Source organism: Microbulbifer halophilus (assembly GCF_026183675.1).
GTDB classification, from domain to species: Bacteria; Pseudomonadota; Gammaproteobacteria; order Pseudomonadales; family Cellvibrionaceae; genus Microbulbifer; species Microbulbifer halophilus.
This window is the reverse complement of sequence record NZ_JAPIVK010000021.1, coordinates 30954-49690: the sequence shown is the minus strand read 5'-3', so window position 1 is coordinate 49690 and position 18737 is coordinate 30954. Positions and strand designations below refer to the sequence as shown.

Annotated in this window: 16 protein-coding genes; 10 read left to right on the top strand and 6 right to left on the bottom strand. The window is 63.2% G+C overall.

From position 1 onward, the window contains the following. Positions 1-232 precede the first annotated feature (232 nt). The 4 genes from OQE62_RS12180 to OQE62_RS12165 all read left to right on the top strand — a co-directional run bounded on the left by OQE62_RS12180 (position 233) and on the right by OQE62_RS12165 (position 4941). Positions 233-1417, top strand: a complete 1185-nt coding sequence (locus OQE62_RS12180; protein ID WP_265722317.1) for an acyl-CoA dehydrogenase — start codon at positions 233-235, stop codon at positions 1415-1417. 131 nt (positions 1418-1548) lie between these two features. Continuing rightward, a complete protein-coding gene (locus OQE62_RS12175; RefSeq protein WP_265722316.1) occupies positions 1549-2163 on the top strand; it encodes a trimeric intracellular cation channel family protein in 615 nt (204 codons plus the stop codon). Between the two features lie 197 nt (positions 2164-2360). Next, positions 2361-3968, top strand: coding sequence for an alpha/beta hydrolase (locus tag OQE62_RS12170; RefSeq protein ID WP_265722315.1), 1608 nt, complete (start codon positions 2361-2363; stop codon positions 3966-3968). A gap of 73 nt (positions 3969-4041) precedes the next feature. Beyond that, a complete protein-coding gene (locus OQE62_RS12165; RefSeq protein ID WP_265722314.1) occupies positions 4042-4941 on the top strand; it encodes a sulfurtransferase in 900 nt (299 codons plus the stop codon). Positions 4942-4977: 36 nt separating this feature from the next. Here OQE62_RS12165 and msrA read toward each other — a convergent pair whose 3' ends face one another. Both msrA and OQE62_RS12155 read right to left on the bottom strand, forming a co-directional pair. Then, positions 4978-5607: a peptide-methionine (S)-S-oxide reductase MsrA gene (msrA, locus tag OQE62_RS12160; protein ID WP_265722313.1), complete on the bottom strand. Its 630-nt coding sequence runs from the start codon at positions 5605-5607 to the stop codon at positions 4978-4980. A gap of 17 nt (positions 5608-5624) precedes the next feature. Beyond that, positions 5625-6239 (bottom strand): class I SAM-dependent methyltransferase, encoded by a 615-nt coding sequence (locus OQE62_RS12155; RefSeq protein WP_265722312.1) that lies wholly within the window; start codon positions 6237-6239, stop codon positions 5625-5627. A gap of 161 nt (positions 6240-6400) precedes the next feature. Between OQE62_RS12155 and OQE62_RS12150 the strand changes: the two genes are divergently transcribed. Together OQE62_RS12150 and OQE62_RS12145 are read left to right on the top strand one after the other, a co-directional pair. After that, positions 6401-7666, top strand: coding sequence for a porin (locus tag OQE62_RS12150; RefSeq protein ID WP_265722311.1), 1266 nt, complete (start codon positions 6401-6403; stop codon positions 7664-7666). Positions 7667-7704: 38 nt separating this feature from the next. Continuing rightward, positions 7705-8202 (top strand): J domain-containing protein, encoded by a 498-nt coding sequence (locus tag OQE62_RS12145; protein WP_265722310.1) that lies wholly within the window; start codon positions 7705-7707, stop codon positions 8200-8202. A 9-nt stretch (positions 8203-8211) separates the two neighbouring features. On the opposite strand, the gene OQE62_RS12140 is transcribed toward OQE62_RS12145, so the two are convergent. The 4 genes from OQE62_RS12140 to OQE62_RS12125 form a co-directional block, all read right to left on the bottom strand. Continuing rightward, positions 8212-10077 carry a DUF3413 domain-containing protein gene (locus tag OQE62_RS12140; RefSeq protein ID WP_265722309.1) on the bottom strand — a complete coding sequence of 622 codons (1866 nt, stop codon included), beginning with the start codon at positions 10075-10077 and terminating at the stop codon, positions 8212-8214. Between the two features lie 269 nt (positions 10078-10346). Beyond that, positions 10347-11150, bottom strand: a complete 804-nt coding sequence (locus tag OQE62_RS12135) for a methyltransferase domain-containing protein (RefSeq protein ID WP_265722308.1) — start codon at positions 11148-11150, stop codon at positions 10347-10349. After that, on the bottom strand, positions 11143-11490 hold the full coding sequence (locus OQE62_RS12130; RefSeq protein WP_265722307.1) for a nucleotide pyrophosphohydrolase: 348 nt from the start codon (positions 11488-11490) through the stop codon (positions 11143-11145). Before OQE62_RS12130 ends, OQE62_RS12135 begins: the two co-directional genes overlap by 8 nt. Before the next feature lie 2 nt (positions 11491-11492). Continuing rightward, on the bottom strand, positions 11493-12221 hold the full coding sequence (locus tag OQE62_RS12125; RefSeq protein WP_265722306.1) for a DUF599 domain-containing protein: 729 nt from the start codon (positions 12219-12221) through the stop codon (positions 11493-11495). Between the two features lie 170 nt (positions 12222-12391). Between OQE62_RS12125 and OQE62_RS12120 the strand changes: the two genes are divergently transcribed. The 4 genes from OQE62_RS12120 to OQE62_RS12105 all read left to right on the top strand — a co-directional run bounded on the left by OQE62_RS12120 (position 12392) and on the right by OQE62_RS12105 (position 18697). Beyond that, on the top strand, positions 12392-15304 hold the full coding sequence (locus OQE62_RS12120; protein WP_265722305.1) for an insulinase family protein: 2913 nt from the start codon (positions 12392-12394) through the stop codon (positions 15302-15304). 75 nt (positions 15305-15379) lie between these two features. Further along, positions 15380-16120: a carboxy-S-adenosyl-L-methionine synthase CmoA gene (cmoA, locus tag OQE62_RS12115; RefSeq protein WP_265722304.1), complete on the top strand. Its 741-nt coding sequence runs from the start codon at positions 15380-15382 to the stop codon at positions 16118-16120. Continuing rightward, a complete protein-coding gene (cmoB, locus tag OQE62_RS12110; protein WP_265722303.1) occupies positions 16117-17094 on the top strand; it encodes a tRNA 5-methoxyuridine(34)/uridine 5-oxyacetic acid(34) synthase CmoB in 978 nt (325 codons plus the stop codon). Before cmoA ends, cmoB begins: the two co-directional genes overlap by 4 nt. 217 nt (positions 17095-17311) lie before the next feature. After that, entirely contained in the window at positions 17312-18697 is a 1386-nt protein-coding gene (locus OQE62_RS12105) for an L-serine ammonia-lyase (RefSeq protein ID WP_265722302.1), read from the top strand. Positions 18698-18737 lie beyond the last annotated feature (40 nt).

The window sequence follows — 18737 nt, the reverse complement described above, 5'->3', positions numbered from 1 at the left end:
GAAGAGAGAGCAAAAAATTCACCAAAAGACTCTTAAAAAGCACCAGCGTAGGAAAATCTTCGCGATTATTATGGGAGTCGACTTTGCCGCTGCAAGGTAATTTACTGTTGTTTACGCTGACGGTATCCGGCCCCAGATGCCGCCGGGCGCGGACTTCGGTATGATGCGACACCATACGACCGGCCGGACAACACCGGCCGCGCAACGAAAACGGAAGTAGACGAGAGAAATCATGAGCAAACACCAGCCCCTGGCCCACTGGGAAGATATCCTGCTACTCGACCGCCAACTGAGCGACGAAGAGCGCATGGTCCGCGACACCGCGCGCGAATACTGTCAGTCCAAGCTGATGCCGCGGGTCCTCGAGGCCAACCGCCACGAGATTTTCGACCGCGAAATCATGAATGAAATGGGCGAGCTGGGGCTGCTGGGCTCCACCATCCACGGCTACGGCTGCGCCGGCCTGAACTATGTCTCCTACGGCCTGGTGGCGCGCGAGGTGGAGCGCGTCGACTCCGGCTACCGCTCGGCCATGAGCGTGCAGTCCAGCCTGGTGATGTACCCGATTTCCGCCTACGGTAGCGAAGCGCAGAAAGAGAAGTACCTGCCCAAACTGGCCACCGGCGAGTGGATCGGCTGCTTCGGCCTGACCGAGCCGGACGCCGGCTCCGATCCCGGCGGCATGAAGACCCGCGCCAAGAAAGTCGACGGCGGCTACCGCCTGAGCGGCTCCAAGATGTGGATCACCAACAGCCCCATCGCCGATGTATTCGTGGTCTGGGCCAAGGACGACGAAGACGTGATCCGCGGCTTCGTGCTGGACAAGGGTATGGAGGGCCTGAGCGCGCCCAAGATCGAGGGCAAATTCTCCCTGCGCGCCTCCATTACCGGCGAGATCGTCATGGACAATGTGTTCGTGCCGGAAGAGAACAGATTCCCGGAAGTGGGTGGCCTGCGCGGCCCGTTCGGCTGCCTGAACCGCGCCCGCTACGGCATCTCCTGGGGTGCCATGGGCGCGGGGGAAGCCTGCTGGCACGCCGCCCGCCAGTACGGCCTGGACCGCAAGCAGTTCGACAAGCCGCTGGCGCAGACGCAGCTGTTCCAGAAAAAACTCGCGGACATGCAGACCGAAATTTCACTGGGCCTGCAGGCCTCCCTGCGCGTCGGCCGCCTGATGGACGAGAACCCGGAATTCGATCCCACCATGATCTCCATGGTCAAACGCAACAACTGCGGCAAGGCCCTGGACATCGCCCGCGCGGCCCGCGATATGCACGGCGGCAACGGTATTGCCGACGAGTTCCACGTGATCCGCCATGTGATGAACCTCGAGGCGGTGAACACCTACGAGGGCACCCACGATGTGCACGCGTTGATCCTGGGGCGGGGACAGACCGGCTTGCAGGCGTTTTTCTGAGATGCACCCTACGTCGCCGTAGGAGTCCGCTTGCAGGCGAATGGATCGGGGCCCCCGTTCTTTTCGCCCGCAAGCGGGCCCCTGCAGCCAAACTTCGCAAGCCCCCCCCTGCTTGGACTGAAACAACCACAATGGAACAACTCCTGTACTGGTGCGACCTGTTCGGCATAGTGGTATTCGCCTTTACCGGCGTGCTGGCCGCGGGTCACAAACAGATGGACCTGTTCGGTGCCGTGGTGCTCGCCTGTGTCACGGCCACCGGTGGCGGCACCACCCGCGACATGATCCTGAATGTGCCGGTCTTCTGGCTGCAGGACAGTCACTATCTCTGGATCGCCGCCGCCACCGGCGCGATCAGCTTTTACCTGATCCGCTATCTGCAGGTGCCCATGCGCCTGTTGAAGATCGCCGACGCCATGGGCCTGTCCGTGTTTGTGGTGATCGGCACCCAGAAGACGCTGGCACTGGGCCACTCTCCCGCCATCGCCATCGTCATGGGGGTGATGACCGGAACCTTCGGCGGACTGATCCGCGACCTGCTCGCCGGCGATATACCCCTGCTGCTGCGCCGCGAGATATACGCCACCGCTGCGCTGAGCGGTGCCGCGGTGCTGGTCCTGCTGGATACTGGCGGACGGATACCGGGCAGCGCGGTCGTCGCTACTGGTATACTGGTCACCCTGTCGATCCGGCTGGCGGCCCTGCGCTGGAACCTGTCGGCCCCGACAGCGCGTTTCGGAAAATAAACAGCTCAAGTTTCGGAGTTCGAAATTGCTTTTCGATGCCATAAGCCGGAGCGGGGAGCGCCTTTCCGGGACACGCCGTTAATACGTCCCTGTAGGCTTGTCCGCGAGGTCCCTCTCGCAGACAGTCCCAGAAAGGCGCTCCCCGCTCCGGCAGCCGAAACTAAACCCCAAAACTTGAGTAAACAGGTAGCAATCCAGTGTCAGATCTCCACCTCCGCGTATTCCTTCCGATGATGCTCGCCTGCCTGGCAATCGTCGGCTGCGATCGCGATACCGGACAGGAAGCAAAGAATCCCACCCGTCTGATCCCCAAACCCTGCTGGTTCGAAACCGACGGCGACTGGCCCCTCGCCCAGTGCTACATGATGGAAGTGCCGGAGAACTACGACGAGCCCGCCGGCCGCAAAATACAGTTCCCGGTAGTGCGCTTCCGCGCGATCGAACCGGATGCCGCCAAGCAGCCGCTGCTGCACCTGGGAGCCGGCGGCCCCGGCGCCAGCCTGGGGCTGGAGCCGGAGAATGCCAGCGAGTGGCTTTGGCTCAACTACGCCGACATGACCGTCGAGGACGGTCGCGACCTGATCGTGATGGACCCCCGCGGCACCGGTATGGCGGAACCGCGGCTGACCTGCGACGAATTTATCGAGGACGCGGATACCGCCTTCCGGCGTCACCTCACCCCGGCGGAGGAAAATCGCGTGTTCACCTACAGCATGGAGCGCTGCTACAACCGGTTGAGCAGAAAAGCGGACCTGGCCCGGTACAACAGCACTGCCATCGCCCGCGACGTGGAGGCCCTGCGCCGGCAACTGGAAGAGGAAGAATTCAATCTCTACGGTGTGTCCTACGCCTCCCGCTATGCACTGACGGTGGCCCGCGACTATCCCGAATCGGTACGCACCCTGGTGCTGAACAGCGCCGTTTTCCCGGACATCATCTACACCCAGAACCTGGCACAGGACTCGCTGGAAGCGTATCAGCGCGGCCTGCAACACTGCCTCGACGACAAACTCTGCCACAGCCGCTACCCGAACCTCAGGCGGCGCCTGGAAACCCTGGTGCAGACCCTGGATGAAGAGCCGCTCACGGTGCCCACCAAACACCGCTATTCCGAGGAAGAATATCCCTTCGTATTGACCGGGCAGCGGCTGCTGCGGGTACTTTTCCAGGCCCTCTACAACGAAAACTTCTACAGCGAGCTGCCGAAAATCATTCAGGCCCTGGAAAACGGCGAGGTGGAATCCGCCAAAAAGCCGGTTGCCGGCTTCATGAATATCCTGCTGGATCCCTACTTCGGTGACGCCGCCGGTATCAGCCACTTCTGTTACGAAGAGGCACCCTTTGTCGACTTCGACAGGGCCCGCACGGAAGCCGACGAGGTCGGTATCCTCGGCGGCCCGGTGCGCACCGATCTGGACCTGATGCAGGTACAGTGCCGCATCTGGGCCATTCCCACCGCGCCAATGCTGGAGTCCCGACCCATCGAGCCCTCCAGCCCGGTCATGGTGCTGCACGGCGGGCTCGACCCGGTACTGTCGGCAGAGGACGCCGACAGGGCCAGGCGCAGACTGCCCGACCACCAGTGGCTGCTGTTCCCGAAACTGGCCCACGACGTGATTTCCGCGAGCAACTGCGCCGAGCGGGCCGCGGCGCGTTTTCTCGACAACCCGGAAGAACAGCAGCGGGAATCCGCCATGCAGTGCCGCCGCGAGGAGCTGGCCGCGCAGCAGCCCCGGCAACCGCCTCAAGAGCAATCGGAGCCCGGCGAATCGCCGGGGGACAGCCAGCTCGGCCAGCAGCACTGACCGCCACCGGCGCTGGACAAAACCCCGCTTTCGGCTTAGCTTCGACACCACAACGATAAGAAACGACACGACCATGTGCGAAGAGCCCGTCATCGAAGCCCGACAACTGGCCGATCTGCTGCCGCAGTCCGGGGACGAATCCGGCCCGGTGGTACTGGACTGCCGCTACGACCTCGCCGATCCACATGCCGGCGAACAGGCGTTCGCCAACAGCCGTATCCCGGGCGCCCGTTACGCCAGCCTGCACCGCGACCTGTCGGGCCCGCTACAGCGCTTCGGCGGACGCCATCCCCTGCCCCCGGCGGACCGGTTTCAGCGTTTTGCCCGCGCGGCGGAAATCGATCGCGACAGCTTCGTCGTACTCTACGACGATAGCCGCATCGCCTTCGCCGCCCGCGCCTGGTGGTTGCTGCATCATTTCGGCCACCGGCGCATGGCCATCCTGGACGGCGGCTTTTCCGCCTGGCGCGCGGCCGGGCTGCCGGTGGAAACCGGTGAGTCGCAAAAAGTGAAAGCGGCGGAGGGGAATTTTATCGCCGAGCCGGAAACCGGCACGCTGGTGGATCACGAGACTATTTACCGGAACCTGGACAACCCGCCCTGGCAACTGATCGACGCCCGCGACGCACCGCGCTTCGCCGGCACGGAAGAACCGCTGGACCCGATCGCCGGCCATATTCCCACCGCCGTCAACAAGCCCTGGCGGGGTGTCACCCGCGAGGACGGCACCATCAAGAGCCGCGGCGAACTGCGGGAACACTGGCGGGACATCCCCGCGGACGAACAATTGCTGAACTATTGCGGCTCCGGCGTGACTGCCTGCGTCAACCTCTTCTCGCTGCACCTGATCGGTCGCACCGACACCCTCCTCTATCCGGGGAGCTGGAGTGACTGGTGTGCGCGGATGTTGTTTCCAACGGGCAATGAGCAGTCAGAACCGGCAGTGCACAATGAACAGTTGGCAACGCGGTAATACCACGACTATTGCTCATTGTTCACCGCTCGTTGCTCACTGAATAAGGCAGGCTCCGGTGCCCGCCAGCCCACAATACCCCTGCGGGTTCTTGGCCAGGTACTGCTGGTGATCTTCTTCGGCGTAGTAGAAGGTGGGGGCCGGGGTTATTTCGGTGGTGATGGCGCCCAGGCCCCGCTCCGCCAGGGCTTTCTGGAACTCCGCTTCGGATTCCCGCGCCAGCCGCAGTTGCCCGTCCCCGTAACAATAGATGCAGGAGCGATACTGGGTGCCCAGATCGTTGCCCTGGCGCATGCCCTGGGTGGGGTCGTGCTCCTCCCAGAAGCGCCGCAGCAGCTCGCGGTAGGAAACTTTCTGCGGGTCGAACACCACCAGCACCACTTCGGCGTGGCCGGTGCCGCCGCTGCAGACCTCCTCGTAGCGAGGATTGGGGGTAACGCCTCCGGCGTAGCCGGCGGCGGTGCTGTAGACGCCGTCGATCTCCCAGAAGAGTCGCTCGGCGCCCCAGAAACAACCCATGCCGAAGATGGCTTTCTCCATCCCCTGCGGGAAGGGTTCCACCATGGTGTGCCCCGAGACATGGTGCTTGCCGCTGATCGGCATGGCCTCGTCACGACCGGGCAAGGCGTCTTCTGCGCCGGGAATTGTCGACTTGTCGTACTGCATTGTATACCTCGTTTCTCTCACGGCTCGGCGATCATCAGGCAACCGCTCGCTATCATCGGCCGCCGAATCTCCCGCTCCTGGTAGGCGGCGCCGAGCTTGTCCTCCGCCCGCTCCGCCAGGCTGCGGAACGGGGGGCGCCCGGGATCGGCCAACACCACCCGCTGCACACCCGATTGCAGGGCGCGGCGGGTGAGATTGTATAGCGGGTTCTCCAGTTTATCCCAGAAACAGATATCCGTGCCGATCACCGCGTCGAAACCCGCCAGGTCCGACTTGCTCACCTTCTCGTAGCGGCAGCGCCAGGTATCGACGGATACCCCGTTCAGTTCGGCGTGGTAGTGCACGAAGGGAAAGACGCTGGAGTCCGCATCCAGCGAGGTCACCGCTGCGCCGAAATGTTTCGCGCAGAAGATACCGCCCAGCCCCCAGCCGCAGCCGATATCCAGCACCCGGGCGCCCTTCTCCAGCGGGTTCTTCTTCAGGTAATCCATCATTAGGCAGGAACTTTTCCAGAACTTGTTGCCGTGCAGGCTGGGCTCGCCCGCTTCGCGCCGCAGGCGACGCATATCCGGGTGGGCATTCTTGCGTACGGTCAGTCCAAACAGGCGTCGACTGAGATTCGTTGGGGCCATGACTAGATGAACGCCTCCTGTTGGCGGATGTTTTTGGGAAAAAAGGCAGTAGCTGCCAAATCCGCGCCCAGTGTATCGATAAATGCATGACGCTTCAGCTCGCTGGGCTACTTTTCCAGTGACCACCTCCGACAACCACTGGAAGCCGTGTGAGTCGAATAATGCACAAAAACCTGTATCGAGGCCTCATCGCACTGGCGGCATGCGTCGCCATCGGTGCCAGAGCCCTTCCCGTATACGAATCCCAGGAGGTTGCCCTCTATATGCAGGGCTACTTCACCACCCACCAACTCAATATCAACGGCAACACATCGCTGGTAGACGGCCCCTCGCGTATCGGTTTCAACCTCGATGTGCCGGCGTACGACGAATGGAATGTAGGCTTCAATATCGAGTGGGGGATACAGGCCGTCTCCCCCAACCAGCAGGTAGTGATCTCCGGCGACCAGCAGGCCGCGCCCGGCGAACAGGCGGCCCCCTTGTACACCCGGCAGGGCCACGCCTACGCAAAACACGACCTCTGGGGCGACTTTGCCGCCGGCAAGCAGTGGGCCGTCTACTACGATGTGGCGGGAATCACAGACTGGTACAACGTCTCCGGCGGTCTCGCCAGCGGCGCCTATGCACTCGGTACCGATGGTGGTATTACCGGCACCGGTCGCGCCAATGGAGCCCTCACCTGGCGCAAACGCTGGGAGGGGTTTGGCGGCGAGTTTCAGGTGGGGCTGCAGTACGCCGCCCACACCGCTGACCTGGATATTGAAGTGGAGGATGTCGCCGGACCGGATACGCTGCTGGTGTGTCCCCCGGGGGACTGCGAGTACGGTATCAGCCGCGGCGCTTCGCTCACCTACGAGCTCGATATCGGCAGCGGACTGCTTCTCGGCACAGCCTACAATCGCGTCAACCTGGATATTTCGACCGATCGCGGCCAGGTATTCGATATCTCCGACCCCAATAACCCTGTCCTTATCCGGAGCGACCGGGTCATCCGGGCGAGCAGCAACGATTTCGCCTTTATCGGTGGCATTGCCTACGGCAAGGGTGCATTTCAGCAGGGACTTTACGCCGCGTTCAACTGGCAGCGCTCCCACAATAACGAGCTGGCCCCCCCCAGCTCCACCATGGGCGCCACCAACTTCTTCAATGCCATCGGTTCCGAGAGCTTTGTCAGTTACACCTGGGGCAACCTCAACTGCTACTCGCTCTACGGCGGCCACAACCTGCTTAAATCCCACGACGACGAAATCTTCGAAGAGGCGCTGATCACCGGCGACGGCTATCGCCTGGGCAAATACTTCCTCGGGTTCAATTACCGCTGGAACGAGCGGGTCCGGCTCTACCTGGAAGCTGCCGAAGATGACAGCAACGAGGTGGCCCAGCAGAATAACGGTTTTATCGCCGTCGGCATCCGGGTCGACATCTGATACGCTGATGGGCCGGGAAAGCGTAAAAGGAAGGTTCAGTGGCCCGCATTATCCTGCTGATTGCGGTCGGCATTTTCGCCTGGCTGGCGTGGCAGAAATTCCAGTCCAGTGCGCCGCGGGAGCGGCGCAAGCTGTTGCTGCAGTGGATGCTGATCGGCCTGGCGCTTGCGGCCGTGCTGCTGGCCATCTCCGGCCGCCTGCACTGGGTGGGCGCCGCCGTGGCCGTGGCGCTGCCGGTGCTCGGCAAGTCCCTACGCTGGCTCACCCGACACCTGCCCTGGCTGGCGCCGCTGATCGCCAGGCGGGCACAGGCAAAGACCGAACAGCAATCCGGCTCCGACAGCACCGACAAGCCCCCTCCCCTGAGCGTCGACGAGGCGCGACAACTGCTCGGTGTCAGCGCCGGCGCCGGCCGCGAGGAAATCGTCGAGGCCCACCGCAGGCTGATCCAGAAACTGCACCCGGACCGCGGTGGCAACGATTACCTGGCCTCGCGCATAAACGCCGCCAAAGAGCTGTTACTGCGAGATCTGTAGCCGCGCAGCTCACTCCTCTTCCGACTGATAAAAACGGGACATCTCCCGCAATACCTCCCGCATGACTCCACCGGGAATCCTGACGTTCCTGGCCGGTTTCAGGGTCGCCGTGTCGAGCAGATCCACAGTGCCCGAGGCATGCTTGACCAGATGGAACTCCGGCATCAGCAGCGCGTAATCCATGTAGCTGTGGGACATATTCCAGCCCAGGCGCCCCTCGTTGAACAACCCATAATCCGAGGAAAACTGCTTCGGCGGTGTGGCCACACAGCCGAGGCCCTTGCGAATCAGCGCCGGCGCCACGTCGAAGTGCTGTGTCCGGTGCCGGTATGTTTTCGGCGCCATGCCGGGCCAGTGGATCACCAGCGGCACCCGTAGCTGGTAGTCACCGAAATTGCTGCCGTGGCCCCAGTAGTTCATACCGTGCTCGTTGAACTCCTCGCCGTGGTCGGACGTAAACACGACGATGGTATCGTCCATCAGCCCCCGCACCCGCAGGTCGTCCAGCACCCGACGGATCTGATTGTCCACGTAATGGCCGGCAGTCCGGTAGGCGTTCAGGAAGGGTTCCGGATCGAACTCGTTATCGAGTGCCAGGCGATTGACGTTCCAGTGGGGTTCAAATTTCGGATAGTCCTCCGGCACCAGGTAGGAGTGGGTGGTATCGTAGAAGAGAAAGCCGAAGAAGGGGGCCTCATCGTTCCGGGCCTCACGGGCGGCGGTAAAGTCGAGCCAGTCGCGGGTGATGCGGGCATCCCGCTGCCAGGGTTTATCGCCGGGTGTCTCCAGCCGGAGATCCTCAATGGAGGAAAAGATATTGCGGTCGAATGCGGGGCTGACCAGCGTGGCCGATGCCAGCACTTGTGTGTCGTAGCCCCCAGACTGCATCTGCTCAATCAGCACAGGCGGCTGCTGGGCGGCGGTAAACGCATCCCAGTAGCTGGCTGGTATGCCGTAAAACAGCGTGAAGAGGCCCGGCTTGGTGGCATTGCCGTTACTGAAGTGGCGCTCGAAAACCTGCGAGCTGGCCTTCAGCTCGGACACCGCCGGCATATTGCGCTCGGTGAGCAGGTCCCAGCGCACCGAGTCGGCAACGATAACCAGCAGGTTTTTCGGCTTTGCCGGCGCCGTACACTGCATCGGCGCGACCGGATAATTCAGGCGGCCACCGCGCGCAGATACCAACTTCTCCGCGCTCTGGTTTTCCCGTACCTTCTGCGGGTCCACCAGCCCTTGCGATTGCATGAAACGCTTGGCGGTAGCGGCGTAGTAGAGCGGTATATGGCGGGTGACCGAGGTGATGCGGGAATCGTAATTGGCATCCGCCCAGGCGTGCCAGCCGTGGGCACCCAGCTGGCTCAGCAGCAGTGTCGCAAAAGCGGCACCCAGCCAGCGCCCGCGCGGCCGCCGGCGCAAGAACAGCCCCGCCAGCGTCAGTTCAAGCAAGAGTATCGCGGCGCCCACGGCCGCGGCCACCAACTGCGTGGTGGCCGCGAGGCTAAAGGCCTGGCCACCGGCGCCCAGTGCCAGCTCCAGTACGAAACCGGACAGGTGGAAGCGGTAGAGGGCGTAAACCACCGTATCCACGGCGAGAATACCGATGCCCGCAGCCGCCGCGGCGACGGCGAGGATACGCGTCAAGCGTGCGGGCAGGATCAGGGCGGCAAGCAACAGCGGCAGGCCGAACAGCCAGGCGAGCATGGCAAATTGTCCCGGATACAACACGGCGACGTACGCGGCCGTAGCGGGATCACCGATATCAATCCACTGCGCATAGCGCAGCCCCACCAGCATCGCGAGCAAGCCATTGGCGAAGACAAACCAGGCGACCCAACTGAGGGTGTCGCGTTTTCCGCGGGAGGGGCTGTCGGCCATGTGTTGTCTCCTCAAGGTCACCGCGCCCCGCCCTCTCCATACTCTCGAGCACACCTGTGACCAGGAGCTATAGAGCCAGCTCTACCGAAGGCAGACGCACTAAATCGGGGCGCATGCTAATGGAAGCGCTGCGTGGAGTCGAATATGACTATCGTGCTGTTCATGGCGATCATCGCAGATAGCGCACGGTGACGAAGTCGGTGGTAGAGCCATGGCGGGACATCGGGGCGAGCACCGAAAATGGTGGACTTCGCTACACCCGGTCCGGCCTACGCCGGCCCGCTGTGCCGGTAATCCCACCGGCACAGGAGATGGATATAGCGCGCCAGCTCCCGGTAGGGGGCGACGCGGGAATAGGCGAGTTCCTTTTCCACAATCGCCGCCGCCGGCAGGCTGTCGCGGATCGACTCCTCCATGAAATCGCTGAAACAGCGGATACCGCTGTGGGCGACGACGGACAGGCCCGCCTGCGCCAGCCAGTCCTCGATCCACTCCAGCAACAGGGGATTCTGCGGTGTCAGGCTGCCGGGATGGCCGCCCCAGTGACCGGAATTGATATTGCGATCCAGCTGGCGGAAACTGCCGCGCTGCAGCAGGCGGTATTCCAGCCCGCGGCGGTTGTAGAAGGTCAGTGAGAGATGGCCGCCCGGCCGCAGCAGGTCCCGCAGGCGCCGAATTGCCTCTCCCGGCTTTTCCAGCCACTCCAGCACCGCGTGGCACAGCACCAGGTCCGCCTCCCGGACTTCCGGCAGCCCGGGCAGCTCCTGCAGCGGCCGGTGCAGCAGCGTCACCCTGTCCTGCAGCTTTCGCTCTTCCACCCGTTCACCGGCCTGGGCCAGCATTTGCGCGGAGATATCGGCAAGGAACACCCGGTGCCCGGCAGCGGCCAGGTCCATGGCGAACTGGCCCTGGCCGCCGCCGGCATCCACCACCTTCAGCAGCGCGCCGGGCTCTCCCGCCAGCACTGGCGCCAGTTCGCGATTGAGTACCGCCAGGCGGATATCGCCCTTCAGGCCGCCGTAGATACGCTTGCGGAAGCGGTGCGCCAGGTCGTCGAAATTGCGGTCACTCATCGGTGGAATGGGGATATTTGCGGGGCGGCTCGTCGAGTCCGCAGCGGCGGCGGTTCTCCGCCATCTTGTCGGCGAGCGCCGCATCCAGGTCGACGCCGAGGATATCGGCCAGTTTCATCAGGTACATCTGGATATCCGCCAGCTCCGCGGCCACCTCGCCCGCCGTATCCGCTTCCATCAATTGCGCTATTTCGCCATCGGTGCGCCACTGCAGGTGGCGGCAGAGTTCCGCCACCTCCACCGACAGCGCCATGGACAGGTTTTTCGGCGTATGCAGGGCCGCCCAGCCGCGGCGGCGGGCGATATCGTCAAAGGCTGCCAGCAGCGCTTCCGTATCCACTGTTACTTGCCCGCTTTCCGATCCATCGAGCGCCCCTCTGCCGCCACGATCGCCTGCAGTGTTCGGGAGCGGAATTCGCGCAGGTAGAGCACCCAGACCACCACCCCGTAACCGGCGACAAATACCAGCGGATGGATAAACCAGCCCATGACCGCCATGGCGAAATAGTAGGAACGCAACCCGTAGTTGTAGCTGTGGCCCGCCTGGTCGATCACCTTGGCGGTGCTGATGGCAAAGCGGCGGCGCTCCTTCTCGTCCATCTCGTCGCCCTTTTCCTCAGCAGAAGGCGGCGCCGGCGCGGCGCCGATCAACACATTGGCGAACGAGTACTGGCGCAGCGACCAGGTGAAGTTGAAGAAGGCAAAAATAAAAATCAGTATCAGCAGCAGGATTTTGAGCTCGTACTGCGCCGCCGAAGTGGGCTCCGCCAGCGGCAGGGTGCTGAGAACTTCGATGGCGGCATCGGTGGCGGTCAGCGCCGTCACCAGGCCGGCCAGGATCAGGATACTGGTAGAGGCAAAGAAACCGATCACCCGCTCCAGATTGCTGATGATGGCCGCATCCGGCATACGCATATCGCGCTCCAGCATGCGCAGCATCCACTCGACCCGGTACCACTGCATGGACGACGCCAGACACCATGAAACCTTCGCCTTCCTGCGCGCGAAGATGGTATATCCCGCCCAGGTAATCAAAAAGCCAGTCACACTGGCGATATCCAACCAGGTCAACGCCTCTCTCCGTGTTCGTCTACATTTTCCCCCGTAGGGCCTGTAAAGTGTTCGACCTGCCGGCGCGGGTGTCAACACTGTTTTTACGCCGCGCGCAGGCGGTAGAATAGCGCCCCGATCGCCGGCCGCTGCGTGGCGCCACAACTCGTATAACCGATGGAGCTTGTCTTTTGAGTAACGCACACCCCGCCTTTGAACTGGTCACCAGCGCGGAAATCGAATCCCTCGGTGTACGCGTGGAGGAGTACCGGCATACGGTTACCGGTGCCCAGCACCTGCATATCGCCGCTGACAACCGCGAAAACGTCTTCCTGGTGGCGCTGCGCACCGTGCCCCAGGACTCCACCGGTGTCGCACATATTCTCGAGCACACCGCACTCTGCGGCAGTGACAAGTACCCGGTGCGCGACCCCTTCTTCACCATGATACGGCGCTCCCTGAACACCTTCATGAACGCCTTCACCAGCTCCGACTGGACCGCCTATCCCTTCGCCAGCCAGAATCGCAAGGACTTCGACAACCTGCTGGACGTTTACCTGGACGCGGTCTTCTTCTCCAAGCTGGATCCGATGGATTTCGCCCAGGAGGGCCACCGCCTCGAGTTTGCCGAGACCGACAACCCGGACAGCGAGCTGGTGTACAAGGGCGTGGTCTACAACGAAATGAAGGGCGCCATGAGCTCGGTTGGCGCGCAGCTGTGGCAGACCCTGAGCAAATACCTCTTCCCCACCACCACCTATCACCACAACTCCGGCGGCGAACCGGCGGATATTCCCAAGCTGACCTACGAGGACCTGCAGGCCTTCTACCGGACCCACTACCACCCGGGCAACGCCATATTCATGACCTTCGGCGATATCCCCGCCGCCGAGCACCAGGCGGTGTTCGAGGAAAAGGCGCTGCACAAGTTCGAGCCGCTGCACAGGACCATCGGAGTGGACCGCGAGGATCGCTACCTGGCGCCGGTGTCCGTGGAGGAACACTACCCGCTGAGCGGCGAAGAGGGCCTTCAAGAGAAGACCCATATCGTATTCGGCTGGCTGCTCGGCGACGTCACCGACCTGGAAGAGGTGCTGACCGCCAACCTGCTGGCCGGCGTGCTGCTGGACAACAGCGCCTCGCCGCTGATGAAACTGCTGGAAACCACCGACCTCGGCACCTCCCCTTCCCCGCTGGTGGGCCTGGACGACTCCCAGCGCGAGATGGTGTTTGTCTGCGGTATCGAGGGCAGCGAGCGCGATCGCGCCGACGAGTTGGAAAAACAGATACTGGCGGTGCTCGAGGAAGTGGCCGAGAAAGGCGTTCCCTACGAACAGGTGGCCGCCGCCCTGCACCAGCTGGAACTGCACCAGCGCGAGATCACCGGCGACGGCTTCCCCTACGGCCTGCAGCTGATCATGACCGCACTCACCGGCGCCACCCACCGCGGCGACGCCATCGGCCTGCTGAATATCGACGCCACCCTGGAAAAGCTGCGCGAGAAAATCGAGGATCCGCGCTTTATCGCCGACAAGACCCGCGACCTGCTACTGGAAAACCAGCACCGGGTACGCCTGGTACTGAGCCCGGACGACAAACTGGCGGAGCGCCGCGAGCAGGCGGAAAAGGCGCGCCTGGCGGAAATCAGGGCCGGCCTCAGCGACGGCGAGAAACAACAGATTGTGCAGACCGCCCACGCCCTCCAGGAACGCCAGCAGCGCGAGGACGATATTTCCATTCTGCCGAAAGTCGGCGTCGAGGATATCCCGGCGGAAATGCCCAAAGTCGAGGGCGAGGAAACCGAATTGCGCCGGCAGAAACTCACCCGCTACGGTGCCGGTACCAACGGCATCGTCTACCAGCAGATGGTGTGTGCCCTGCCGGAATTCACCGAAGAGGAAAAACAACTGCTGCCCTACTACTGCCAGGTACTGAGCGAAGTCGGCCTCGGCGACAGGGACTACCTCGAGGTACAACAGTGGCAGGCCGGCGTCGCCGGCGCCCTGCACAGCTTCACCAGCAGCCGCACCCATATCGACGACGTGCAGCAGATGCAGGGCCACTTTGTGCTGTCCGGCAAGGCGCTGGCGGCCAACCAGTCGGCGCTGACCGAGCTGATGCAGGCCACCCTGGAGCAGGTGCGCTTCGACGAGCTGCCGCGCATCAGGGAACTGCTGCTGCAGACGCTGGCGCGCCGCGAACAGGGCGTGGTGGGCAACGGCCACGCGCTGGCCATGGCCGCGGCCGCGGCCGGCTACAATCGCGCGGCTTTCGAGACCCACGCCAGCGGCGGTCTGCTGGGGCTGCGCCACCTGAAAGGACTGGTGCGGAGTTTTGAAACCGACGCGGGCATGGAAAAACTTGTCAATCATTTGGAGATCATCCACCGCAAGATCATCGGCGCCGAGCGACAGTTCCTGCTGGTGGGCGAGGAAGACCGACTGCCGCAGTTTAGCGATGCCTTAACACCGCTGACCAACGACGCCGTGGGTACCGCACCGGCGGACACGGCGCCTTTCGATCCGCACCGGGTGCAACAACTGTGGATCGCCGACAGTCAGGTCAATTTCTGCGCCAAGGCCTATGCCACCGTGCCCATGACCCACCCGGACGCCCCGGCCCTGTCGGTACTGGGCGGCTTCCTGCGCAACGGCTTCCTGCACCGCGCGATCCGCGAACAGGGCGGCGCCTACGGCGGCGGCGCCGGCCACGACAGCAATACCGGCGTATTCCGCTTCTTCTCCTATCGCGATCCGCGCATGGGCGAGACACTGCGGGACTTCGACGCCTCACTGGAATGGCTCGCAGACGAACAGCACAAGGACGAACAGGTGGAGGAAGCCATTCTCGGCGTGGTCGGCGGCCTGGACAAACCCGGCTCCCCCGCCGGCGAGGCCAAGAAGGCCTTCCACTCGGAACTCTACGGCCGCACTCACGAAGTGCGCCAGGAATTCCGCCGCCGGGTCACCCAGGTGCGCCTCGATGACCTGCAGCGGGTCGCCGCCACCTATCTCAAGCCGGAGAGCGCGAGCACGGCAGTGGTGACCGGAACACAGGGGCGCGAGGCAGGCCTTGAGCTCAATCTGCAGGAAGAGAAACTGTAGGAGGCATTAATGCGGAATGAGGAATGCGGAATACTGGAGACGCCATTTCGCATTTCGCATTCCGAATTCCGTCCCATGAGCAAACGCGACAGTATCTACGCCAACCCCCTCGGCGACGTGGCCGGCTTCCAGTTCGACCAGTCCGTGGTCGACGTCTTCCCGGACATGATCCAGCGCTCGGTGCCGGGCTACACCACCATCGTGGCGATGATCGGCACGCTCGCCGAGCGCTACGCGCAGTCCGGCAGCCGCTGCTACGATCTCGGCAGCTCCCTGTGCGCGGCCACCCTGTCCATGCGCCACCGGATACCGGCGGCCGACTGTGAAATCGTCGCAGTCGACAACTCCCGGGCGATGGTCGACCGCGCGCGCACGGTGCTCGCTGCGGACAGCGGCCAGATCCCGGTGACACTGGTCTGCGACGACCTGCAGAATATCGCCATCGAAAACGCCTCGGTGGTGGTGCTGAATTTCACCCTGCAGTTTATCCCGGTGGAAGAACGCGGGGAGATACTGCAGAGAATCTGCGACGGCCTGCGCCCCGGCGGCGTGCTGATCCTGTCGGAGAAAGTCGCTTTCCAGGACCGGGATCACCAGGAGCTGATGATCGAGCTGCACCACTCCTTCAAGCGCGCCAACGGCTACAGCGAAATGGAAGTGGCGCAGAAGCGCGCGGCGCTGGAGAACGTACTGATTCCCGAGACGCTCGCCACCCACCGGGAACGTATGAAATCCGTCGGTTTCGGCAGTGTCGATGTCTGGTTCCAGTGTTTCAACTTTGCCTCGATGATCGCAATCAAGGCCGACGCGGCATGATCGACTACACGCAACTGTACGCCGGCCTGCAACACATCCCCGCCCTGCGCCCCTGGCTGCCGCGGCTGCCGGAACAGGTGGCGGCGGGCCTGAATCCGCACCGCTGGGGCGACCTGCCCGACTGGCGCGCGGCGCTGGAGGCACTGCCGGATATCGAGCCGTCGAGTGTCGAGTTCGCGGAAAAAGTGCGCGCCGGTGTCGCCGCCGATGCCCCGGCAGAGCAGCTGGCGGAGCTGGAAAAACAACTGCGCCGCCTGCACCCCTGGCGCAAGGGCCCCTGGGACATCTTCGATCTTACTATCGATACCGAGTGGCGCTCGGACTGGAAGTGGGATCGCGTCCTGCCGCATATCGCTCCACTGCAGAAACGGCTGGTGCTGGACGTGGGCTGCGGCAACGGCTATCACTGCTGGCGGGCTTTCGGCGCCGGCGCGCGCAGGGTCGTCGGCATCGATCCATCCGCCAAGTTCGTCGCCCAGTTTTACGCCCTGAAAAAATACCTGGGCACGGACAAACCCGTGGACCTGTTGCCACTGGGGATCGAGGATATCCCGCCAAACCTGCGCGCCTTCGACACCACTTTCTCCATGGGCGTGCTCTACCACCGCCGCTCGCCCATGGATCACCTGCGCGAACTGCGCGACACACTGCGCCCGGGCGGCGAGCTGGTACTGGAGACCCTGGTGATCGACGGCGGCCCCGGCGACTGTCTGGTGCCGGAGGGCCGCTATGCCAAGATGCGCAACGTCTGGTTCCTGCCCAGTTGCGCCACACTGGAGAGCTGGCTGCGCAAGTGCGGATTCCGCGAGCCGAAAACCGTCGACGTGGAAACCACCGGCCCCGGCGAACAGCGCCGCACCGACTGGATGCGCTTCGAATCCCTGGCCGATTTTCTGGACCCCGGGTCACCGGACAGAACCATCGAGGGTCACCCCGCGCCCAAACGGGCTGTTCTGGTCGCCAAAGTGCCGTAGCTTCTATTCCTCAGCCGGCCTCAGAACCCATTAATTCCGCCAGACTGCGCGCAAATAGCATTTTGTGTGGAATCTCACCAACCGCCTTGATTGTCGCTACTATATGGGCAAAGTTCGCCCCTATTTGGTGCAACTATATCCTGCTCAAGCGAAGATGCAGGGCCCGGTATTTCCGGGGACCGCCGCTTCAGCAGTGCAATCGGTTCAGAGAATTTCTATGAGTATCAGTGTCTTCGAGCTTTTCAAAATCGGCGTCGGGCCGTCCAGCTCCCACACCGTGGGCCCGATGGTCGCTGCCCGGCAGTTTGTCCGGGATGTCGAGGCGGAACAGAAACTGCAGCAGACAGACCGGGTCGAGGTACACCTGTACGGCTCCCTGGCCCTGACCGGCATCGGCCACGGCACCGATATGGCAGTGCTGATGGGGCTGCTGGGCGAGGCGCCGGACACCATCGATGTGGATACCATCGACGACAAACTGGCACAGATCGAACGGGATCGGGCCCTGGCGCTGAACGGCGATCACAGGATCTCCTTCGAGCGCGATCGCGACCTGCTGTTTCATAGCGACGAGTTCCTGCCACAGCACGCCAACGGCATGACCTGCAAAGCCTGGCACGGCGATGAACTGCTGTTCGAACGCAGTTACTTTTCCATCGGCGGCGGCTTTGTACTGTCGGAAGAGGATTTCGCCCACAAGGACCAGATCGCCACCCTGCTGCCCTACGATTTCAGTTCCGGCAGGCAGCTGATGGAACTGTGCGAAAAGCACGACTGGACCATCGCCGAGCTGGCCATGGCCAATGAAAAAGCCTTCCGCGACGAAAGCGAAATCCGGGATGAACTCTGGCATATCTGGGAAGTGATGGACGCGTCCATCAAGCGCGGCTGCGAACAGACCGGCCTGCTGCCCGGCGGGCTCAATGTGCGCCGCCGGGCGGCGGAGCTCTACCGCGAGCTCAGCAAGCAGAGCGAGGAGGAACACCAGCACGGGCTCTCCATCCTCGACTGGGTCAGCCTGTTCGCGCTGGCCGTCAACGAGGAAAACGCGGCCCGCGGCCGTATCGTCACCTCCCCAACCAACGGTGCCGCCGGCGTGATCCCGGCGGTGATCGCCTATTACGTGCAGTTCGTGCACGACCCGGAGGAGCACGGCGACCTGAAGGAGCAGGTGGTGAAATTCATGCTCACCGCCGGCGCCATCGGCATGCTGTTCAAGAAAAACGCCTCCATTTCCGCCGCGGAAGTGGGTTGCCAGGGCGAGATCGGCGTGGCCTGCTCCATGGCCTCCGCGGGGCTCGCCGCGGTCCAGGGCGGCAACAACCAGCAAATCGAGAACGCCGCGGAAATCGGCATGGAACACAACCTGGGGCTGACCTGCGACCCCATCGGCGGCTTGGTGCAGGTACCCTGTATCGAACGCAACACCATGGGCGCAGTCAAGGCCATCAACGCCGCGCGCCTGTCCCTGCGCGGCGACGGCGCCCATATCGTACCGCTGGACAGCGTGATCGAAACCATGCGTCAGACGGGGGTGGATATGCAGAGCAAGTACAAGGAGACGTCGCAGGGGGGATTGGCGGTGAACGCGGTCAACTGTTGATGCAGTCTGGTGGTCGGCAGCTCTAGCGCCACCAACCACC